At 72.2% G+C, this 17,176-nt stretch carries 10 protein-coding genes; 4 read left to right on the plus strand and 6 right to left on the minus strand.

Annotation, left to right across the window (positions count from 1 at the left end):
• Window positions 1-2: 2 nt before the first annotated feature.
• On the minus strand, window positions 3-875 hold the full coding sequence (locus QFZ64_RS14120; protein WP_307065632.1) for an AraC family transcriptional regulator: 873 nt from the start codon (window positions 873-875) through the stop codon (window positions 3-5).
• Between the two features lie 97 nt (window positions 876-972).
• Between QFZ64_RS14120 and QFZ64_RS14125 the strand changes: the two genes are divergently transcribed.
• A complete protein-coding gene (locus QFZ64_RS14125) occupies window positions 973-1,812 on the plus strand; it encodes an alpha/beta fold hydrolase (protein ID WP_307065633.1) in 840 nt (279 codons plus the stop codon).
• On the opposite strand, the gene QFZ64_RS14130 is transcribed toward QFZ64_RS14125, so the two are convergent.
• From QFZ64_RS14130 to QFZ64_RS14145, 4 genes are all read right to left on the minus strand, one after another.
• Window positions 1,769-3,421 (minus strand): hypothetical protein, encoded by a 1,653-nt coding sequence (locus tag QFZ64_RS14130; protein WP_373430741.1) that lies wholly within the window; start codon window positions 3,419-3,421, stop codon window positions 1,769-1,771. The genes QFZ64_RS14125 and QFZ64_RS14130 overlap by 44 nt on opposite strands.
• Window positions 3,422-3,640: 219 nt before the next feature.
• Complete coding sequence (locus QFZ64_RS14135; protein ID WP_307065635.1) at window positions 3,641-8,758, minus strand: NAD-glutamate dehydrogenase; 5,118 nt, start codon at window positions 8,756-8,758, stop codon at window positions 3,641-3,643.
• A gap of 689 nt (window positions 8,759-9,447) precedes the next feature.
• Window positions 9,448-10,116, minus strand: coding sequence for an HAD family hydrolase (locus tag QFZ64_RS14140; RefSeq protein ID WP_307071700.1), 669 nt, complete (start codon window positions 10,114-10,116; stop codon window positions 9,448-9,450).
• Window positions 10,117-10,203: 87 nt separating this feature from the next.
• On the minus strand, window positions 10,204-10,719 hold the full coding sequence (locus tag QFZ64_RS14145) for a hypothetical protein (protein WP_307065638.1): 516 nt from the start codon (window positions 10,717-10,719) through the stop codon (window positions 10,204-10,206).
• Window positions 10,720-11,044: 325 nt separating this feature from the next.
• On the opposite strand from QFZ64_RS14145, the gene QFZ64_RS14150 reads away from it, so the two are divergent.
• Window positions 11,045-11,473, plus strand: coding sequence for an Rv3235 family protein (locus QFZ64_RS14150; RefSeq protein WP_307065640.1), 429 nt, complete (start codon window positions 11,045-11,047; stop codon window positions 11,471-11,473).
• A gap of 522 nt (window positions 11,474-11,995) precedes the next feature.
• Here QFZ64_RS14150 and secA read toward each other — a convergent pair.
• Window positions 11,996-14,875, minus strand: coding sequence for a preprotein translocase subunit SecA (secA, locus tag QFZ64_RS14155; RefSeq protein WP_307065642.1), 2,880 nt, complete (start codon window positions 14,873-14,875; stop codon window positions 11,996-11,998).
• A 390-nt stretch (window positions 14,876-15,265) separates the two neighbouring features.
• On the opposite strand from secA, the gene QFZ64_RS14160 reads away from it, so the two are divergent.
• Window positions 15,266-15,865 (plus strand): GNAT family N-acetyltransferase, encoded by a 600-nt coding sequence (locus QFZ64_RS14160; RefSeq protein ID WP_307065643.1) that lies wholly within the window; start codon window positions 15,266-15,268, stop codon window positions 15,863-15,865.
• A 98-nt stretch (window positions 15,866-15,963) separates the two neighbouring features.
• On the plus strand, window positions 15,964-17,166 hold the full coding sequence (locus QFZ64_RS14165; protein WP_307065646.1) for a winged helix-turn-helix domain-containing protein: 1,203 nt from the start codon (window positions 15,964-15,966) through the stop codon (window positions 17,164-17,166).
• Window positions 17,167-17,176: the final 10 nt, after the last annotated feature.

Raw genomic sequence — 17,176 nt, forward strand, 5'->3', positions numbered from 1 at the left:
AGCTATTGGGCGCCCCGCCACTCCCCCGGAGGGACCCCCACCTGCCTCCGGAAGAAGACCGTGAAATTCCCGACGTCCCCGAACCCGAGCCGCCGCGCGCAGGTGCCCACCGGCACATCGGTGTGGGCGAGCATCCGCTGCGCCTCCAGCAGCAGTCGCCGGTCGAGGAACGCCTTCGCCCCCTCCCCGGTCACCGCCCGCGTCGCCCGCGTGAGCGTCCGCGCGTCGTAGCCGAGCGCTCGCGCGTAGTCGGCGACGCGGTGCCGGTCGGCGAAGTGCTCCTCGACGGCGGCCCGGTACGCGCGGAAGACCTCCCCGTGCCGTCCGCCTGACGGCGCCGTCCCCTCGGTGCCCGATCCGTCGCCCGGCCCGGTCGGCAGCACCCGCAGCAGCAGGGCCGCCAGCAGGTGGGACAGCAGCTCCCCGGACGCCGGTGCGGGCGCCGTCACCGCCGCCTCGTGCTCGCGGCGGAGGTGCTCGGCCGCGAGCAGGGCGAGCTCCCGGCGCGGCTGATCGAGCTCCCAGCACACCGGGGCGGAGACCTCCGCGGTGGTGAAGCCGGCCAGGAACGCGGGCCGGAAGAGCACCAGGGGTCCGTCGCACGCGTCGACGTCGCTCCAGCGGTGCACCGTTCCCGGCCGGATCCACACGACGCCGCCCTCCCCCAGCCGGTAGCCGCGGAAGTCGGCCTCGTGACCGCCCGCGCCCGAGGCGACCAGGGCGAGCACGTGGAAGTCGGGGCGCTGCGGAAGCACCCGGCGACGCTGCGGATCCATGGCCCGCAGCGCGGCGAAGTCCAGGACCTCCACGCCGTACGGCGACCCCACCGCGGGCAGGTACCGGAGCTGCCGCACTCCACTGTGTCCGTTTTCCACAACCACCCGGCTCCTTTCCACCGAGGAGCGTACGACAGGCCCCGTACGGTCGGACGTGTCCCGAGGAACTCCGCGAGAGACAGGAAGTGGGAGCGCGATGACGGAAACCACAAGTCCGGTACCCACGGCCGAGACGACGACGGCCGTGCCCGTGCCCGGCGGCACCCTGGACGTGCGGGTGGCCGCCGGCGCCGGACCCGCACTGGTGTTCGCCCACTACTGGGGCGGCTCCGCCGACACCTGGAACGGCGTCCTGCGCCGGCTTCCGCCCGGCCGGGCGACCGTCCGCTTCGACCAGCGCGGCTGGGGCGCCGCACACGCGCTGCCGGGACCGTACGGCCTCGAACAGCTCGCGGACGACCTGGCCCGTGTGGTGGAGGCGTGCGTGCCGGGGCCCTACGTGCTCGTCGGCCACTCGATGGGCGGCAAGGCGAGCCAGCTCCTCGCGGCCCGCCGGCCCGCCCGGCTGGCCGGTCTCGTCCTCGTCGCGCCCGCCCCGCCCCGGCCGCCCGCCGCGGTGACCGAGGAGTACCGGCGGGGCCTGTCGCACGCGTACGACTCACCGGAAACGGTGGAGCACGCCCTCGACCACGTCCTGACCGCCGCTCCGCTGTCCGCCGAGGTGCGCGCCACCGCCGTGCGCGACAGCCTCGCCGCCGGGAACGAGGCCCGGCGGGAGTGGCCCCTGCACGGCATCGCGCAGGACATCACCGGCGCGGTGCGCGGCATCGACGTCCCCGTGACCGTGCTGGCGGCGGAGCACGACGTCGTCGAACCGCCGCGGGTGCTGAGCGCGCACCTCCTGCCGCACGTCCCGCACGCCACACTGGTCACGCTTCCGGGCGCCGGGCACCTGCTCCCCCTGGAGTCCCCCGCCGCCGTGGCGACGGCGCTCACGGACTTCCTGGAGCGGCTCCCGCACCTGCCCGCACGCTGACGACCTCGTACAGCACCGCCCCGCCCGGCCCGGAGGCCACCCGTCGCAACCCACCCGGCGGCGCCCCGTCGCCCCGCCCCCACACGACCCACCGCACCCCGTACCGCCGTACGATCGCGTGCCGTACGGCGGTGGCGGCCCCCGGCGTGTAGTACCGGCGCACGGCGTCGGTGCGCTCCGTCTCGTCCGCCAGGAAGACGTCCGGGTAACCGGGCGCGACGGTGTACGCCCCGTACGCCGGGATGCGCCGGGCCGGTCCCGTCCGCGCCAGCACCACGTCGCCGTACCGCACCCGGGGCGTGATCCAGCCGTACCCCCGCCACGGCACCGCGCTCCGCTCGGCGACCACGTGCGGCAGCACCCGGCGCGGCACGGCATACCCCACGACCCCCACCTGCGCCCACGCCCCCACAGCGAGCGCGCCCCCCACGACCACGGCGAGCCCGGCCCGCCACCACCCCTGCGACACGCCCCAGGCCGCACACGCCTCCACCGCCAGCGCGAGCTGCGCGGGAATCAGCACGGCGGGCAGCACCCGCCCCCAGGACCAGTGCCCGCTCACCCCGCCCAGGGCGAACACGGCCACGCCCAGCAGGAAGAACACGACCAACGCATCCCACCGCACCCGCCGGGCCCGTACGGCGAGGGCGACCACCCCGAGCGAGGCAAGCCCGTAGCGCGCCGGCAGCGCGTCGTACAACGGCCGATGGATGGCCTCCAGGCCCTCCCCCGCACGCGACAGGGAGAAGAAGTCGTAGTACGGCCACACCCGGAGCACCACCATGCCGAGTACAGCCCCGCCGACAACCCGCAGCCCCGTGCGCCGACAGGGGTGCGGGGCCGTACGGGATCCGCGGCTACCGCCGCGCGGGCGCGAGAAGTCCCCACCGGCGGCCGGACGGCAACGCACCCCGGGGTCCCGGGGGCGGAGCCCCTCGGGGAGGGGAAGGGCAAGTGCGGCGGGAGCGAGGAACCGCTCCACGACCACCCCCATCACCCCCAACGACGCCACCACCCCCGTGAACTGGTGCACCAACGCGATCACGGCCCACAGCGCCCCCAGCCCCAGGAACACCCCCCACCCCGCCCCCACCCGCAACGCCCGCGTCGACGCCGACCACAGATGGAACGACAACCCCGCTGCCAGCACACTCGGATACGCGACCGTCAGCGCCAGCGAGTCCAGCCCGAGGAACCCGCTCCACGCGAAGTCCCGCACCCCCCACAGCAGCACCACGCACAACACGGCCAACGGCCCCGCCGCCCGGGACGCGCTCAGCACCCGCGCGTACCGCCACACCCCGGACACCAGCAGCCCGAGCGCGACCACCGCCCCCACCCGCAGCACGTTCCACACGGACAGCCCGCTCACCCGCGCCAGGCACCCGAGCAGCACGGTCCAGGGCGAGTAGTACGGACTGGGCGCGTCCGCCCGCACGAGCGGATCCCCGGGGCGCACCAGATCGTGCCGCAACCGCTCCACGGTCGCCGCGTGCATCCCGAGGTCCCCGATCCACGGCAGCCGCAGGATCACGAGCACCATCAGCACCACGACCAACGCGACCGCCGCCCGCAGCACCCCCACCCCCCGGGACGGCCGCGCCACCACCGCACCACGGCGGGCTCTTCCCCGGGAAACGCTGACAGTCACGGCCGGAACCTCCAGGGAAGAGCCAAGGGAATGTCCCCTTTAGCCGCAGATGGTAGATATCCCCCCGAAGTTCCCCAAGAACCGACGAAGAACCGACGAAGAACGCGAAGGGGCGCCCCCCGAGGAGGGCGCCCCGAAACACTCAGCCGTCCGCCGACAACCGTCAGGCCACAACCGTCAGCTGTGCGACCGCAGCAACGTCCGCATCGTCCGCATCGCCACCGACAGGTTCGCCAGGTCGAAGGAGTCCGAGCTCTGGATCTCCTCCAGCGTGGTGCGGGCCCGGCCGAGCAGCGCCGCGTTCTTCTCCTGCCACGTCTCGAACCGCTGCTCCGGCGTGGAGGTGCCGTTGCCGACGGTCAGGACGTCCGAGGTGAGCGCCGCGTGGGCCGCGTAGAGGTCCTCGCGGATCGCCGCGCGGGCCATCGACTGCCAGCGGTCCGCACGCGGCAGTTCGATGATGCGGTCCATCAGCCGGGTGATGTTCAGCCGGTCGGCGAGGTCGTAGTACACCTCGGCGACGGCCATCGGCTCCTTGCCGGTGCGGTCGGCGACGGAGACGATGTCGAGCGTCGGGAAGGCGGAGGAGAACCCGGCCACCCGCGTGGCCAGCTCGTCCGGCACGCCGGCGCCCACCAGCTCGTCGTAGATCTTCTGGTACCACTCGGCGTCCACGCCGTGCAGCAGCTTGGGCAGCTGGGACCAGACCTGGTCGACGCGCTCCTGGAAGAACTCGATGGTCTCGCCGAGCTGGAGCGGCTGCGGCCGGTTGTTGAGCAGCCAGCGCGTGCCGCGTTCGACCAGGCGCCGGGAGTGCAGCCGGATCCGGGTCTGGACGTCGGCCTCGACCTTGTTGTCGAGTTCCTCGACCGCGTCCCACACCGGTGCGGAGCGGAAGATGGCGCGTGCGGCGGTCTGCGCCCGCACGATCTCCTCCAGCGAGGCGCCCGTCTCCTCGCGCAGCCGGTGCAGATACGTCGTACCGCCGGTGTTGACGGTGTCGTTGACCAGGACGGTCGTGATGATCTCGCGGCGCAGCGGGTGACTGTCGATCACCTCGGCGAACTCTTCGCGCAGCGCGGTCGGGAAGTACGCGTGCAGCAGACCGCGCAGGTACGGGTCGTCGGGCAGCGTGGTGGCCAGCAGCTCCTCGGCGACCGTGATCTTCGTGTACGCCAGCAGGACGGCCGTCTCGGGGCCGGTCAGGCCGTTGCCGGCGCTCAGGCGCTCGCGGATCTGGCGGTCCGTGGGCAGGAACTCCAGGGCCCGGTCGAGGTGACCGGCGCGCACCAGGTGGCGGATGAACCGCTGCTGGGCGTGGAGCATGTCCTTGGACTGGGCGAGCGCGTTGGCGATGGCCAGGTTCTGCGCGTAGTTGTTGCGCAGGACCAGGTGGCCGACCTCGTCGGTCATGCCGGCGAGGACCTTGTTGCGCTGCTTGACGGTGAGGTCGCCCTCGCGGACCAGGCCGTTGAGCAGGATCTTGATGTTCACCTCGTGGTCGGAGGTGTCCACACCGGCGCTGTTGTCGATGGCGTCGGTGTTGATCCGGCCGCCCCGCATGGCGAACTCGATCCGGCCGAGCTGGGTGCAGCCCAGGTTGCCGCCCTCGCCGACGACCTGGACACGCAGGTCGCCGCCGTCCACACGGATGGCGTCGTTGGCCTTGTCGCCGACGTCGGCGTGCGACTCGGTGGAGGCCTTGACGTAGGTGCCGATGCCGCCGTTCCACAGCAGGTCGACGGGGGCCTGGAGGATCGCCTTCATCAGGTCGGCGGGGGTCATCTTGGTGACCTTGCCCTCGATGCCGAGGGCCTCGCGGATCTGCGCGTTGACCGGGATCGACTTGGCGCTGCGCGGGAAGATCCCGCCGCCGGCCGACAGCAGGTCGGTGTTGTAGTCGGCCCAGGAGGAGCGGGGCAGGTCGAACACGCGGCGGCGCTCGGCGTAGGAGGTGGCCGCGTCCGGGGTGGGGTCGAGGAAGATGTGCCGGTGGTCGAAGGCGGCGACCAGGCGGATGTGCTCGCTGAGCAGCATGCCGTTGCCGAACACGTCGCCGGACATGTCGCCGACGCCGACGACCGTGAAGTCCTCGCTCTGGGTGTCCACGCCCAGCTCCCGGAAGTGCCGCTTGACGGACTCCCAGGCGCCGCGGGCGGTGATGCCCATGCCCTTGTGGTCGTAGCCGGCCGAGCCACCGGAGGCGAAGGCGTCGCCGAGCCAGAAGTTGTACGACTCGGCGACCTCGTTGGCGATGTCGGAGAAGGTCGCGGTGCCCTTGTCGGCGGCGACCACGAGGTAGGTGTCGTCCTCGTCGTGCCGGACGACGTCCGCCGGGTGCACGACCTCGCCGGCCACCATGTTGTCGGTGATGTCGAGCAGCGCCGAGATGAACGTCCTGTAGCTGGCGATGCCCTCGGCCAGCCAGGCGTCGCGGTCGACGGCAGGGTCGGGGAGCTGCTTGGCGACGAAGCCGCCCTTGGCGCCGACCGGCACGATCACCGTGTTCTTGACCATCTGTGCCTTGACCAGGCCGAGGATCTCGGTGCGGAAGTCCTCGCGCCGGTCGGACCAGCGCAGTCCGCCGCGCGCGACCTTGCCGAAGCGCAGGTGCACGCCCTCGACGCGCGGCGAGTAGACCCAGATCTCGTACGCCGGGCGGGGCGCGGGCAGGTCGGGGATGGCCTGCGGGTCGAACTTCATGGAGACGTACGCGTGCGGCGTGCCGTCCTCGGCGTGCTGGAAGAAGTTGGTGCGCAGCGTCGCCTTGATGAGGGTGAGGAAGGAGCGCAGGATGCGGTCCTCGTCGAGCGAGGCGACCTTGTCGAGCGCCGCGTCGACCTCCTCGAGGAGGGCGTCGGTGATCTCCAGTCCGGCGCGCTGGTGCTCCGGTGACATCCGCGCCTCGAACAGGGAGACGAGCAGCCGGGTGGTGTGGACGTTGTTGCGGAGGGTGGTCTCCATGTAGTCCTGGCTGAACGTGGACCCGGCCTGGCGCAGGTACTTGGCGTACGCGCGCAGCACCATCGCCTGTCGCCAGCTCAGCCCGGCGCTGAGGACGAGGGCGTTGAAGCCGTCGTTCTCGGCGCGGCCGGTCCAGGTCGCGGCGAAGGCGTCCTGGAACCGCTCGCGGGCGTCGTCGCCCAGGTGTTCGCCGCCGCTCTGGGCGGGCATGCGCAGCCCGAAGTCGTAGATCCAGGCGGTGGTGCGGTCGGCGCAGCGCAGCTCGTACGGGCGTTCGTCGGTGACCTCGACGCCGAGCATGCTCAGCACCGGCAGCACCCGGGAGAGGGAGACCGAGCCGCCCCGGCGGTAGATCTTGAAGCGGCGCTCGGCGGCGCCGGCGCCCACCGGTTCGTAGAGGCTGAGCGCGAAGTCCTTCTCGTCGTCGTCGAGCTGTTCGAGGTGGACGAGGTCGGCGACGGCGGCCCGGGGGCTGTGGTCGGCCTTGTAGCCCTCGGGGAAGGCGCTCCCGTACCGGCGCAGCAGGGCGGCGGCACGCTCCTCGCCGAGCTCGGCGTCGAGCGCCTCGGAGAAGCCGTCGGCCCAGGAGCGGGCGGCCTCGGCGAGGCGGGACTCGATGCGGTCCTTGTCGGCGTCGGACAGCTCGGGCAGTTCGGTGCCCTGCGGGACGCGGACCACGAAGTGCAGCCGGGAGAGGATCGACTCGGTGTTCCAGGCGGTGAAGTCGACGCTGATACCGCCGAGCTCCTCCTTGAGGATGTCGATGATCCGCAGCCGTACGCCGGTGGTGTAGCGGTCGCGCGGGAGGTAGACCAGGGCGGAGTAGTAGCGCCCGTACTCGTCCTGCCGCAGGTACAGCCGCAGCCGACGGCGTTCCTGGAGGTAGAGCACCGAGGTGGCGATGGACCGCAGCTCGTCGGCCGGGGTCTGGAACAGCTCGTCGCGCGGGTAGGTCTCCAGGATCTGCGTCAGGTCGCGCCCGTCGTGGCTGTTGGGCGAGAACCCGGCGCCCCGGAGCACCTCCTCGACCTTGCGGCGGATGACCGGCACCCGGCGCACCGACTCGGTGTAGGCGGCGGAGGAGAACAGGCCGAGGAAGCGGCGCTCGCCGGTGACGTTGCCGTCGGCGTCGAACTTCTTGACGCCGACGTAGTCCAGGTAGGACGGCCGGTGCACGGTGGCGCGGCTGTTGGCCTTGGTGAGGACGAGCAGCTTGTGCTCGCGGGCCTTGGCGCGGGCGTCGGCGGGCAGGCGTTCGAAGGACGGGCTGACCGGGTGGCCCTCGTCGTCGGAGTGGTGCGGGTCCGCGCGCAGTATGCCGAGCCCGGTGCCGGGGACGGCGCTCAGCGCGTCGTCGCCGCGCAGCTCGTACTCCCGGTAGCCGAGGAAGGTGAAGTGGTCGTCGGCCAGCCAGTGCAGCAGCTCGCGGGCCTCCTCGACCTGCGGCCCGGGCAGGTCGCCGGGGACCGGCTCGCCGGGCAGTTCGTCGGCGATGCGGGAGGCCGTGTCCCGCATCTTCTCCCAGTCCTCGACGGCCTCGCGGACGTCGGACAGGACGCGCAGCAGGTCGGCGGTGATCTGCTTGAGGTCGGCGCGGTCGGTCTCGCGGTCGATCTCCACGTGGATCCACGACTCGACCGCCGCGTCGTGCGGCAGGTCGCCGGTGGGCGGAGTGGACAGCACCTCGAGCAGCTTGCCGGTGACGTCGCGCCGCACGACGAACTGCGGGTGGACGACGACGTGGATGCCGCGGCCCTGGCGGGAGAGGTCGTTGGTGACGGAGTCGACGAGGAAGGGCATGTCGTCCGTGACCACCTCGACGACGGAGTGGCTGCAGGTCCAGCCGTTCTCCTCGACGGTGGGCGTGTGCACCCGCACGTTGGCGGTGCCCTGCGGACGCGTCTCGGCCAGCCGGTAGTGCGAGACGGCGGCGCCGAACACGTCGACGGGGTCGCGGTCGGCGAGGTCCTCGGGGGCGGTGTGCAGGTAGTAGCGCTGCAGGAACGACAGCACGGACTCGCTGTCGGAGGTGTCCGGAGCGCCGGGCGCCGTGGGGGCCTCGGCGGTCGCGGGGGTCTTGGCGGCGGCCGCGGGCTTGCGGGCAGCGGTCTTCCTGGAGGCGGTCTTCTTGGCAGCGGTGGTCTTGGAGGCGGTGGTCCTGGCAGCGGTCTTCTTCGAGGTCGTCGCCGGGGTGCCCGGGCTCGACGGGCCGTCCGGGGAGTCCTCGCCCGTCGGCCCGGTCGGTAGGTGCCCCCCGACCGGGCTGTTCTCAGCTACGCGAGCCGCCCTTTCGAGCAACTCGGCCTTGGCTTCGTCCAGCTTGGTCTGCATTGTCCTCTGGCTCCTGTCGCGCGCCGTTGCGTGACGTAGAAGGAAGTACGGTCTCTGCTCCGCCGTAACCGCCACAACGCCACGACGCGGGGTGTCCGGTCTGCTCCGACGCTATGCCGCACGGTGGGACGGGCGAGGGGTTATCCGTCAATGTCGGCACCCCGGAGGACTGTGACGCTGCTCTCGGCACCTCGTGTGCCGCCCGCGCCCACGCCGGCCGGTGTGTCCCGGACACCCCGGCGGGCGCCTGCGGCGCCCTCTCTGCCGGGCCCCGCCCTGGGACCGCGTGACGCGGCCCCGACGGATCAGCGGCCGCCGCCCGGACACGGCTCGCGGCCGTGCTCACCGGGCGCAGGGCAGGGACGACGACGCCCCCGCGAACTATCGCGCTGATCACGCCACAAGGCTATCTCCCCTTCCCGGCCCCCCGTCATGAGCCGCTTGTGTACAAAACAACCCCCGGAACTTTGACGTTTCGCACAGAGAGAGAAACGATTCCTTCACGTAACGGACGGGAGCCACGCCCCCGACAACGGGCGCGGGACGGTATCACCGTGCGGCTACCGCCGCGCAGGCGCGAGAGGCCCTCACCGGCGGCCGGCCGACAACGCGCCCCCGGGCCCCGAGGGGCGGAGCCCCTCGGGGGACGGGAAGGGCAAGGGCGGCGGGAAACCCCTCCCCCGGCCGCCTCAGCCCGCCAACCGCTCCGCCACCACGACCGCCTCCCCCAACGAATCCACCACCGGCACCCCCGCCCCCTCCAGACTCCCCCTCCCGTGCGACCCCCCGGTGTACAGCACCGCCCGCGCCCCCGCCCGCTCCGCCGCCACCGCGTCGTCCACCGCGTCCCCGATCACCACCACTCGCGCCGGATCCACCCCCTCCCCCGCGAGCGCCGCCACATGCCGCACCATGTGCTCCGCCTTGCTGCCGCCCGACGGCCCCGTCCGCCCGTCGATCCGCAGGAAGTGCTCCCCGATGCCGAACCCCCGCACCAGCGGAACCAGTTCCTCGTGCTCGTACATGCTCATGATCGACTGGCTGCGCCCCGCCGCCCGCCAGCCGTCCAGCAGCTCCACCGCCCCCGAGGCCAGCCCGCACGCCGCCCGGCGCTCCGCGTAGTGCCGGCGGAACAGCGAGTCCATGAGTTCCCACTCGGCCGCGGTCGGCAACCGCCCCATCAGCCGCTCGTAGAACTTCGGCACCGGCACGCAGTACAGCTCCCGGTACCGCTCCAGAGTGATCGGCTCCAGCCCCAGCTCGGCGAAGGCCGCGTTCGTCGCTCCGATGATCGCGTCGTTGTCGTGGAACAGCGTGCCGTTCCAGTCCCAGACGATGTGCACCCCACGCATCCCCATACGCATACGGAAGAAGGTACCCACCCCCGCTGACAGCGGACCGGACCGCCGCCGAGCCGTACGCCGCCGGTGTCCCGGCCGACCGCCTCAGCCGTCGGAGCCCACCAGGTGGGGGATCTCCTGCGTGGCGAACCACAGCAGCTCGTGGTCCTCCGCGCCGTCGACGACGAACTGCGCGTCGTCGTCCCCCCGGTCCGCCGCCGCGAGCGCCTCCGCGGCCGCCGTGACGTCCTTCTCCGCGTCCTCCGCGTCCACGTGCACCGCCGCCGCTCGCGCCAGCGGCACCGCCTCGGCGATCCGCACCTCGCCCAGCGCCGCCGGGTCGAGCCCGCGGTCGGGGTCCACGGACGTCCAGGCGTCGGGCACGTCAGCCGCCACGACCACGCGGCGCGGCGTCGCCCCCGGCTCGGCGGCGAGCAGCCGCAGCGAGGCCAGGGCGGCCCGGCTGAGCGCCGCGTACTCCAGCTCCTCCAGGTCGTCGGAGAGGTACCACTCCCGCAGGGCCGGCGTGACCGCGTACGCGGTGAACGCTCCCGCCCCCAGCTCGCCCGCCCGGTGCGCCTCGGCGAGGCCGTGCAGGGTCAGGGGGACGTAGACGCGCATGACGTGCCGCTTTCTTAGTCGGACAGGGCGTCACCCCAGGATACGTGCGGGTGTCCCCCTTCGGGTTCCGGTCCCCGCGCTCTGCACCGTCCACCCGGCGACCCGTGTCTCACCCCGTCCGTACCGGCGTTCCCGGCCCCGCCGGGGCCGTCGCTCACTCTGATGAGTGAACCCGCCGGGCGCCCGGCCGGCCCCACCCGCCCGTTGCGACGTGGCCGTCCCGCCCCGTACAAGATCCCCACCAAGAAGTTACCGACCGGTATGCGCCGGCGCTCCGGCGCCGCCCGCACCTGGCACGAGACGGGGACCGCACATGAACAAGGTGATGACCAGGACGAGGCGCCTGCCGGGCAGCCGCCCGCCCGTCCGCCACGACACCCGCCGCCCCGGCAGCGCCCCGCGCCGCACGGCACCCCCGCCCCGCCCCACCGACGTCTTCGCCGACCGGCTCCTGGCGGTCCTCAGCGGCCACCGCCCGGTCCACTCGATGCTGCGCCACACCGTGGGCCGCGCCTACGACGAGCTGGCCTGGCTCGCCGAGCGGGGCGCCCTGCGCACGCGCGGCGCACGCCCCGTCGTCCACGACATCGGCTACTTCATGCCGCGCCCGGGCGCCATCGAGGCCTTCGCCCGCATCGCCACGGGCGACCGCCTGCGCGCCATGGCCTTCCGCCTGGAACACACCCCGGACCACCGCTGGCGCTGCGCGGCGGTGGAACTGGAAGGCCCCAGGATGCCCACAGACCCCGACTGAGCCCGGGGGCCCCATCCGGGGCTCTCTCGGCCCACCCGGAACGCGGGAGCGTCCCCTGAGCGGCGCGTAGCGCGCCGCGAGGGACGCAGAGCATGTCGCGCAAGGGACGCAGAACGTCTCCCGCGAGAACGCAGAACGCGCCGCGCGAGGGACGCAGAGCATGTCGCGCAGGAGGCGCAGAGCGTGTCCCGCAAGGACGCAGAGCGCGCCGCGCGAGGGACGCAGAACGCGCCCCACAAGGGACGCGGGAGCGTCACCCAGGAAAGCCGCAGGAACGTCACACGGGAGGCGCCCAGGAGCGTTGCGCAGGGGGCGCGGAGCGTGCCCCTGCCAGAGGCACGGAACTGGTGCGTGACTGTTCCCTGCGGCTCCACCGCGCTGTCTCAGGGGCGCGGGGAACTGCGCGAGCAACCACGACCGACCCGCACCCACCGACGCACCCGCACCCCACGCGCCCCACGCAGAGGGCCGGCCTCCCGAGCGAGGCCGGCCCCAGTCACGCGCCCCCCGCGGAGCGCACCGTCACTTCTTGCGGCGCCGCCCGCCCTTGGCCTGCTTGCGGCGCTCGGCCCGCGTCAGCCCGTCCGCCTCGGACCGCACCGGCTCCCCGTCGCTGGAGAACTCGCCCTCGACGACGCCACCCTCGCCGTCCACCGTCGGCGCGGAGAAGTGCAGCTCCCGGCGCTGCGGCGCGTCGAGCCCCTTCGCCCGGATCTCCGGCCGGGCGGCCCCGGCCATGGCACCCGCACCCGCACCCGCCTGCGCCGGCACCGCGTCCTGCGGCGCCTTCTCCAGCGACGGGGCGGCCGCCTCGTCCTCGACCGGCACCTCCTCGACCTGCTGCTCGACCTGGACCTCCAGGTTGAACAGGTAGCCGACGGACTCCTCCTTGATGCCGTCCATCATCGCGGTGAACATGTCGAAGCCCTCGCGCTGGTACTCCACCAGCGGGTCCTTCTGCGCCATGGCGCGCAGGCCGATGCCCTCCTGGAGGTAGTCCATCTCGTAGAGGTGCTCGCGCCACTTGCGGTCCAGCACCGAAAGCACGACCCGGCGCTCCAGCTCACGCATGATCTCGGAGCCGAGCTGGCTCTCCCGCGACTCGTACTGCTCGCGGATGTCGTCCTTGATCGACTCGGCGATGTACTCGGCGGTCAGACCGGCGCGGTCGCCGGCGGCCTCCTCCAGCTCCTCGACGGTGACACGCACCGGGTAGAGCTGCTTGAAGGCGCCCCACAGCCGGTCCAGGTCCCAGTCCTCCGGGAAGCCCTCGGCGGTCTCGGCGGCGACGTACGCGTCGATCGTGTCGTCCATGAAGTGGTGGATCTGCTCCTGCAGGTCCTCGCCCTCCAGGACGCGGCGGCGCTCGCCGTAGATGACCTCGCGCTGCCGGTTGAGCACCTCGTCGTACTTCAGGACGTTCTTACGGGTCTCGAAGTTCTGCGTCTCCACCTGCGACTGGGCGGAGGCGATCGCGCGGGTGACCATCTTGTTCTCGATCGGCACGTCGTCGGGGACGTTCGCCATCGACATCACGCGCTCGACCATCTGGGCCTTGAACAGCCGCATCAGGTCGTCGCCGAGGGAGAGGTAGAAGCGGGACTCGCCCGGGTCGCCCTGACGGCCGGAGCGGCCGCGGAGCTGGTTGTCGATGCGCCGCGACTCGTGGCGCTCGGTGCCCAGCACGTAGAGGCCACCGACCGACTCGACCTCTTCCTTCTCCGCCTGGACGGCCTTCGCGGCGCGCTCCAGAGCGGCGGGCAGGGCCGCGGCCCACTCCTCGATGTGCTCCTCGGGGTCCAGACCGCGCTGGCGCAGCTCGGCCTCCGCGAGGTCCTCGGGGTTGCCGCCGAGCTTGATGTCGGTACCGCGGCCGGCCATGTTGGTGGCCACGGTGACGGCGCCCTTGCGGCCGGCCTGGGCGACGATCGACGCCTCACGCTCGTGGTGCTTGGCGTTCAGTACCTCGTGCTGGACGCCGCGCTTGCTGAGCTGCTGCGAGAGGTACTCCGACTTCTCCACGGACGTCGTGCCGACGAGGATCGGCTGGCCCTTCTCGTGCTTCTCGGCGATGTCGTCGACGACCGCCTCGAACTTGGCCACCTCGGTGCGGTAGATCAGGTCCGACTGGTCCTTGCGGACCATGGGCCGGTTGGTCGGGATGGGCACCACGCCGAGCTTGTAGATCTGGTGGAACTCGGCGGCCTCGGTCATCGCCGTACCGGTCATGCCGGACAGGCCCGGAAGCTCCTTGCCGTTGTGGTCGTGGCGCTTGTAGAGGCGGAAGAAGTTCTGCAGGGTGATCGTGGCGAGCGTCTGGTTCTCGTCCTTGATGTCCACCCCTTCCTTCGCCTCGATCGCCTGGTGCATGCCCTCGTTGTAGCGGCGGCCGGCGAGGATACGGCCGGTGTGCTCGTCGACGATCATGACCTCGCCGTCGAGGACGACGTAGTCCTTGTCCTTCTTGAACAGTTCCTTGGCCTTGATGGCGTTGTTCAGGTAGCCGACCAGCGGGGTGTTCACCGACTCGTAGAGGTTGTCGATGCCCAGCCAGTCCTCGACCTTGCTGACGCCGGACTCGTGGATGGCGACCGTGCGCTTCTTCTCGTCGACCTCGTAGTCGCCGGTCTCCTCGATGCCCTTGAGGGGGTTGCCCGCCTCGCCGCGCTTCAGACGCGTGACCAGCTTGGCGAAGTCGCCGTACCACTTGGTGGCCTGGTCGGCCGGGCCGGAGATGATCAGCGGCGTACGGGCCTCGTCGACGAGGATGGAGTCGACCTCGTCGACGATGGCGTAGTTGTGGCCGCGCTGGACGAGCTCGTCCTGGGACCAGGCCATGTTGTCGCGGAGGTAGTCGAAGCCGAACTCGTTGTTCGTGCCGTAGGTGATGTCGCACCGGTACATCTCGCGGCGCTGGGCCGGGGTCTGGTTGGCGAGGATGCAGCCGACCTCGAGTCCGAGGAACTTGTGGACGCGGCCCATCATCTCGGAGTCGCGCTCGGCCAGGTAGTCGTTGACCGTGACGATGTGGACGCCCTCGCCGGACAGGGCGTTGAGATAGGCGGGCAGCGTGCCGACCAGGGTCTTGCCCTCACCGGTCTTCATCTCCGCGACGTAGCCGAGGTGCAGGGCGGCGCCGCCCATGATCTGCACGTCGTAGTGGCGCTGGCCCAGCACTCGCTTGGCGGCCTCGCGGACGGTGGCGTACGCCTCGGGGAGCAGGTCGTCGAGGCTCTCTCCGTCGGCGTAGCGCTGCTTGTACTCGTCGGTGAGGGCGCGCAGCTCGGCGTCGGAGAGGTCGATGAAGTCCTCTTCGATGGAGTTGACCTGGTCCGCGATGCGGTGCAGTTTGCGCAGGATCTTGCCTTCGCCTGCACGCATGATCTTCGAGAGGACGGACACGGGGGTTTGTCTCCTTAGCCGATCGGGCCTGGGACGGTCGGTCACCACATGACAGTTTGAGCAACGGCCATGGTAAGCGAGGACCCCACCGCGCCGGGAGGTCTGTCACCGACAGCCACTAGAACAACGGACGGGCCCGGCGGAAGGTGCCGCCCCGACACCACGAATAGTGACACCACCGGCACACTGTGATCATCTCCGGGAGAGGGCGGGGGACTCGGGGCGCCCGGACCGGGCGCCCCGGAAAGGGATGGCGCCCCCACCCCCGTCCGAGCAGAATCGGGCGGGCCGGCCGAAGAAGCCCGACCAGCCGAACAAGTCGTACGAGCCGTACGAGCCGCACGAGCCGTTACAAGCCCAGCAAGGCGGCGGAAAGGAAGGTGGGACCCGGTGGAACCCGTCACGCTCACCACCGAACGCCTCGTCCTGCGCCCGGTGGGCCCCGAGGACACCGACGCGGTGTACGAGGCGGCCCAGGACCCGGACATCCAGCGCTGGACCACGGTCCCGTCGCCGTACCTGCGCGAGCACGCCGAGGGCTTCGTCGGCGGCCTGGCCCCCGGCGGCTGGGCCGACGACACGATGTTCACCTTCGGCGTCTTCCTGCCCTCCGGCGATCTGGTCGGGGTCCTCAGCCAGACGATGCGCGGGCCGGGCGTCGCCGAGGTCGGCTTCTGGGCGGCCAAGGAGCACCGTGGCCGCGGCTACCTCACGGAGGCCGTGCTCGCCGCGTGCCGCTGGGCGTTCCTGCGCCTGTCCGTGGACCGCGTGGAATGGCGCGCGGAGGTGGGCAACGCGGCCTCGCTCGCGGTGGCGCGCAGGGCCGGCTTCACCCTGGAGGGCACTTCGCGCGCGGGCATCCTCAACCAGGGAGTGCGCAGGGACTGCTGGACGGCCTCCCTGCTCCCCTCGGACCTGGGCCTCCCCTCGAAGACGCCGTACCTCCCGGCACCCGACAGGAACCGTTCCGCGCCGCCCGACGTGCGGTAGGGGCGCGGCAAGGCCGCAGGCAGACGCGAGCGCGGGCCCGGGAGAAGGTCCGGTCGGCCCGCTCCCCCGTTGTCAGACCCACCCCCTACCGTGACCTCATGCCCACCCCGACACCGCCGCCCGTCGCCACCCTCACCGCCGCGGACGCCCGCCGCATCGCCCTGAGGGCCCAGGGATTCCTGGGCGCCCCCGACCGCCGCTCCGGCGTGCGAGGCGTCCTCCGCCACCTCGGCGCCGTCCAGCTCGACACCATCTCGGTCCTCGCCCGCTCCCACGAACTCGTCCCGTACGCCCGCCTGGGCGCCGTGGGCCGCACCACGGTCGAGGACGCGTACTGGACGAGGAGCACCCCCGGCGCCCCCGCGTCCCCGCACGCCTTCGAGTACTGGTCCCACGCCGCCTGTCTCCTGCCCATCGAGGAGTGGCCGCACTTCGCCTTCCGCCGCCGCGCCTACCGTGCGCGCCCGCACTGGAACCACGCGCTCCCCGACGGCGCCTACGACCAGGTGATCAAACAGCTCCGCACGGAGGGCCCGCTGACCGCCACGGACCTGGGCGGCGCCAAGAAGACCAGCGAGTGGTGGGACTGGTCGGGCACGAAGGTGGCCGTCGAACGCGCCCTGATGTACGGCGAGGTGGTCTGCGTCGAGCGCCGGGGCTGGAAGCGGGTCTACGACCTCGCCGAGCGCGCCGTCCCCACCGAGCTGCTCCATGACGACCTGGACGACGCGGAGTGCCTGCGCCGCCTGGTCCGGCTGGCCGGCCGGTCCCTGGGCGTGGGCACGCGCGCGGACATCGCCGACTACCACCGGCTGAAGACCGAGCAGGTAGACGTGGTGATCGCGGACTCGGGACTGGTCCCGGTGACCGTCGAGGGCTGGGGCCGCCCGGCCTGGGCGGATCCCGCCGCCCTGGAGACGCCCCCGCGCGGCCGCCACCGCACGACGCTGCTGTCGCCGTTCGACTCGCTCATATGGGAACGGGCACGCACGGAACGGATCTTCGGCTTCGTCCACCGCCTGGAGGCGTACGTCCCCAAGCCGAAGCGCGTGCACGGCTACTTCGCGATGCCGGTGCTGGCGGGCGGGCGGCTGGTCGGCCGGGTGGATCCGGCACGCGAGGGCCGCACCCTGGTGGCCCGTCAGGTCACGCTGGACGGCGCCAAGGCGGTCCCGGCCCTGGCACAGGCCCTGCTGGAGGCGGCGACCTGGGTGAACTGCACGAACGTGCGCGTCGAACGGGTGGACGCACCCGAACTGCGCGCGCCCCTCCTCACGGAACTGGCCCGCGCCCTTGGCTGAACGACGGACC

It is taken from the genome of Streptomyces sp. B3I8, from assembly GCF_030816915.1.
Taxonomy (GTDB): Bacteria; Actinomycetota; Actinomycetes; order Streptomycetales; family Streptomycetaceae; genus Streptomyces.